This window comes from Andreprevotia sp. IGB-42 (genome assembly GCF_009848685.1).
Taxonomy (GTDB): Bacteria; Pseudomonadota; Gammaproteobacteria; order Burkholderiales; family Chitinibacteraceae; genus Andreprevotia.
Window position 1 is genome coordinate 1 of the sequence record NZ_WXTX01000036.1, and the last position, 2,954, is coordinate 2,954.

The window sequence follows — 2,954 nt, forward strand, 5'->3', positions numbered from 1 at the left end:
GATGGGGCAGAGTCCTTGGTTCCAAACAGGGTTGATAGTGTTGCAGGAGTAGCCCCCGAATTGGTCGGGCCTCGGATGCCCGTTATCCATGTATCGCCTGAGATGCAGCAAAAGATTCTGTGGGGGCAGCGCCAACTGAGGGCTGATGGGATGCCATCAAATGGCCTTATTGGTGCTCATTCTGGATCAATTAGCAATGACCTTGAGAATTACGCTGTCCAAGTGCTACGCAACAATCCAGATGGAACTTCTTCCGTAAAGCTGGTTACTCAATTCAGTGATGGGATTGTTTCAAAAATAAAGACCAGCACTCTTTATCCGAAGTCTTGGAGTGAGTTATATATCTTTGACTCTATCCAGGTTGTCGGTTCTCCAAGTAATGCAATCGCAACGCGGATTTCTGATGGCTCTACGCTGTATCAAGGGGCCGTGAATGGAATTAACATGGAAGTCATTAAAATCGGCAATCGAGTGACTTCGGCCTATCCAACTGGTGGAGGTTTTACCTCGCTAGAAACGTTTGGTTTGACGCCGCTACTTCCGAAGCCATAAGGAGAGAAAATGTACACCGATTTTGATAATTACCTGGGACTGGAATTCTTAGTCGATTATTGGTACGACGAAGGCACAGGGATGGCGTCGTCCTTGCTGTCAAAATTTAATGAGCAAGATTGGATAGATCTGAAGGAGCAGTGCAAATTGAGGCCCGATGAGTGGAAGGTAAGGTGCGCGGAGGTTTTGGATTTGGTTTCCCACCCAGCTTCTACCGAAATTCTGATTGATCTTTTGGAGTCGGACAGCGACGAAGTCGTTTTGGCTGCAGCAGATAGTCTACGAGGCAAAGATACTGTCCAATTATCTTCAGAGGTAATTGAACGGCTGTGGAACATCTCAAAGCAAGGCTCCGCTCCAGTTCAGGCCGTGCTGGGGGGGTTATTTGGCCGCCTAGGCCTCACGCTGGATTGATGTTCCAAACAGGGTACTCGTTGATTCGGAGGTCAGTGCTCTGCAGCGGATTGCTGCGAACAATAAATCCGGTTCTTATTGGGCAGATTTGCGCCAGGCATATCAGCAAGCGCGTGGGCAGGTCGACTTTTCTCATATTGAAGCCGATATCGACTTCTCCCGGCTCGCTAGCAAGCAGGTTATGGGTGGCCATTTCTCTACGTCACCTCTTCTTCGAGTAGTGCAAGGCACGGAGCAAGTTGGGCAGAACGAGTCGATGCGAGCTCAAATTGAGCTGCTGGCTCCCGATGGTAATTTCTATCCCAAGACAAATGGACAAGGGTATTCAACCATGACTCCTGACTCATGGTCTTTGGCGCAAGCTAAAGGTGAGATGAGCTTGGCGTGGCTAAATCGAAGTCAAGTGTCGGGGAAGACCTACCAAGGTATGTCTGGCGGCATTTCATTTAAATTCTTTGAGCCTAATTACACCACCGTGAACTTGTGGCGCGGCTATCCGGGGTACACACCATGAAGAAGATAATTGCAGAGGTAAAGCCGCTGTCGAATAAATCCCTGTATCCAAGGATTTACTGCATTGGCCATGACGGAACTGAGGACGAAGCTGTCAGCCTGACACTTTGCGACTCACTGTGGGAGTTGAGCGGGGAGCCGATCTTCGAATTGGAAAGATTGATTGAAGACGCATTCTCTGGGAAATATATTCCCAGCAATCCTGATCTGCCGGATATGTCGATCAATGACAAGTTAATATGGGTTCGGCCGCCATTTGCGACTCCCGGCAGAATTTGTATTTCAAATGAAAATCTGCCTGAATTCTCAGTTGACGAGGGGGTGCCGCAGTGCTTTACATCAGATCAATTTAAACTGGTTGCTGCGCTGATCTTGAGTTTCAAGACTGAGATAGCCAAACAAGGTCGAGAGAACCTGGTGGGCCATCGATTTGAGATCGACTTCCCGGATTCGTAAGCCGCATCTGGCTGGTTGTACTGTAGTCCGTCAGGTTCTAAAGCCGGTGCGGGTTCGTCCGCCACCGGCTATTTACCACCCGCGCCGTTCTACCCTGTTCGTATATCCGTTCGTGGTCTGTTCTAGGTGCGTTCTACCTCTGTCCTAGATCTGTTCCATATGCGCCTATGTCTGTCCTACGTCGTCCTATGGGACAGCCATCCGCGTAAAATCCCGCCACCTGCCAAAATCCCTGCTGGATCAATGGCTTGGTAGGATGCTGCGGGAGGCCCGCGCCCCTTCGTTTCCATCACACATCACGCAACGTACCGTGTGCCCCGCAAACCCGCGCTGCTGCTGGCTTCCAGCGTTATTCCGCATCCGCGTTACCGTGATAACGCTACCCCGTAAAACCGCCCGCCAAGCCAGGCAGCACAAGGGTTTGCGGCGTATTCCGGCGGGTGTACTGCCGACCCGGCACGGTGGGTCTGCTGCTGCTGCATGGCCAAGTGGGCGGCGGCCCCGCCGGGCGCGCGTTAACCTGGCAGGTTCAAGGCCCGGCAGGTAGATCGCGCCGCTCCCCACGCGCGTACCGGCTTGAATCACGGCACGTCCTCCGCTAAATTGGATAGCGTCATAGGCAAGGCATTCGCACATTTACTTAGCGCATCTGCTCGTCGGAATAATCGAGGTCATCTTCTTTGATCCTAAGCATAGCAATCTCTTTATGGCTTAGGTGGCAGCGGAACAAAATTCAATCAATTGCTGCAAATTCACAAACTCAAGGTCAGGTCTGTATTTTTCATCAACCGTTTAGCCATTTTATTGGCGGTCTGGTTCATTGCAAAAAATAAGACCTGACCCCAATTCCCCCCATTCGCTAAAATACAGCATAAGGAGAATTATCTCCGGCAATTATTTTTCTCAAGACTGTTTCAAATTCCCTACACAATTCAGACTTATCAAGAGTTTTAGCATCAAAATTCTTACGCACCTGATTTTTAACATGCTCGACAAACACAAATTCAGGGTCAGGTCTC

At 50.1% G+C, this 2,954-nt stretch carries 4 protein-coding genes; all 4 read left to right on the forward strand.

Annotated features, from left to right (window positions below; translation table 11 throughout):
- A partial coding sequence (locus IGB42_RS21725; RefSeq protein ID WP_236822700.1) for an EndoU domain-containing protein occupies positions 1-552 on the forward strand: 552 nt, incomplete at its 5' end.
- A 9-nt stretch (positions 553-561) separates the two neighbouring features.
- The gene (locus IGB42_RS21730; protein ID WP_159675643.1) at positions 562-966 is read left to right on the forward strand and encodes a hypothetical protein; all 405 of its coding nucleotides are present in this window, start codon (positions 562-564) and stop codon (positions 964-966) included.
- Between the two features lie 88 nt (positions 967-1,054).
- Positions 1,055-1,480, forward strand: coding sequence for a hypothetical protein (locus tag IGB42_RS21735; RefSeq protein ID WP_159675644.1), 426 nt, complete (start codon positions 1,055-1,057; stop codon positions 1,478-1,480).
- Complete coding sequence (locus IGB42_RS21740) at positions 1,477-1,935, forward strand: hypothetical protein (RefSeq protein WP_159675645.1); 459 nt, start codon at positions 1,477-1,479, stop codon at positions 1,933-1,935. Before IGB42_RS21735 ends, IGB42_RS21740 begins: the two co-directional genes overlap by 4 nt.
- Positions 1,936-2,954: the final 1,019 nt, after the last annotated feature.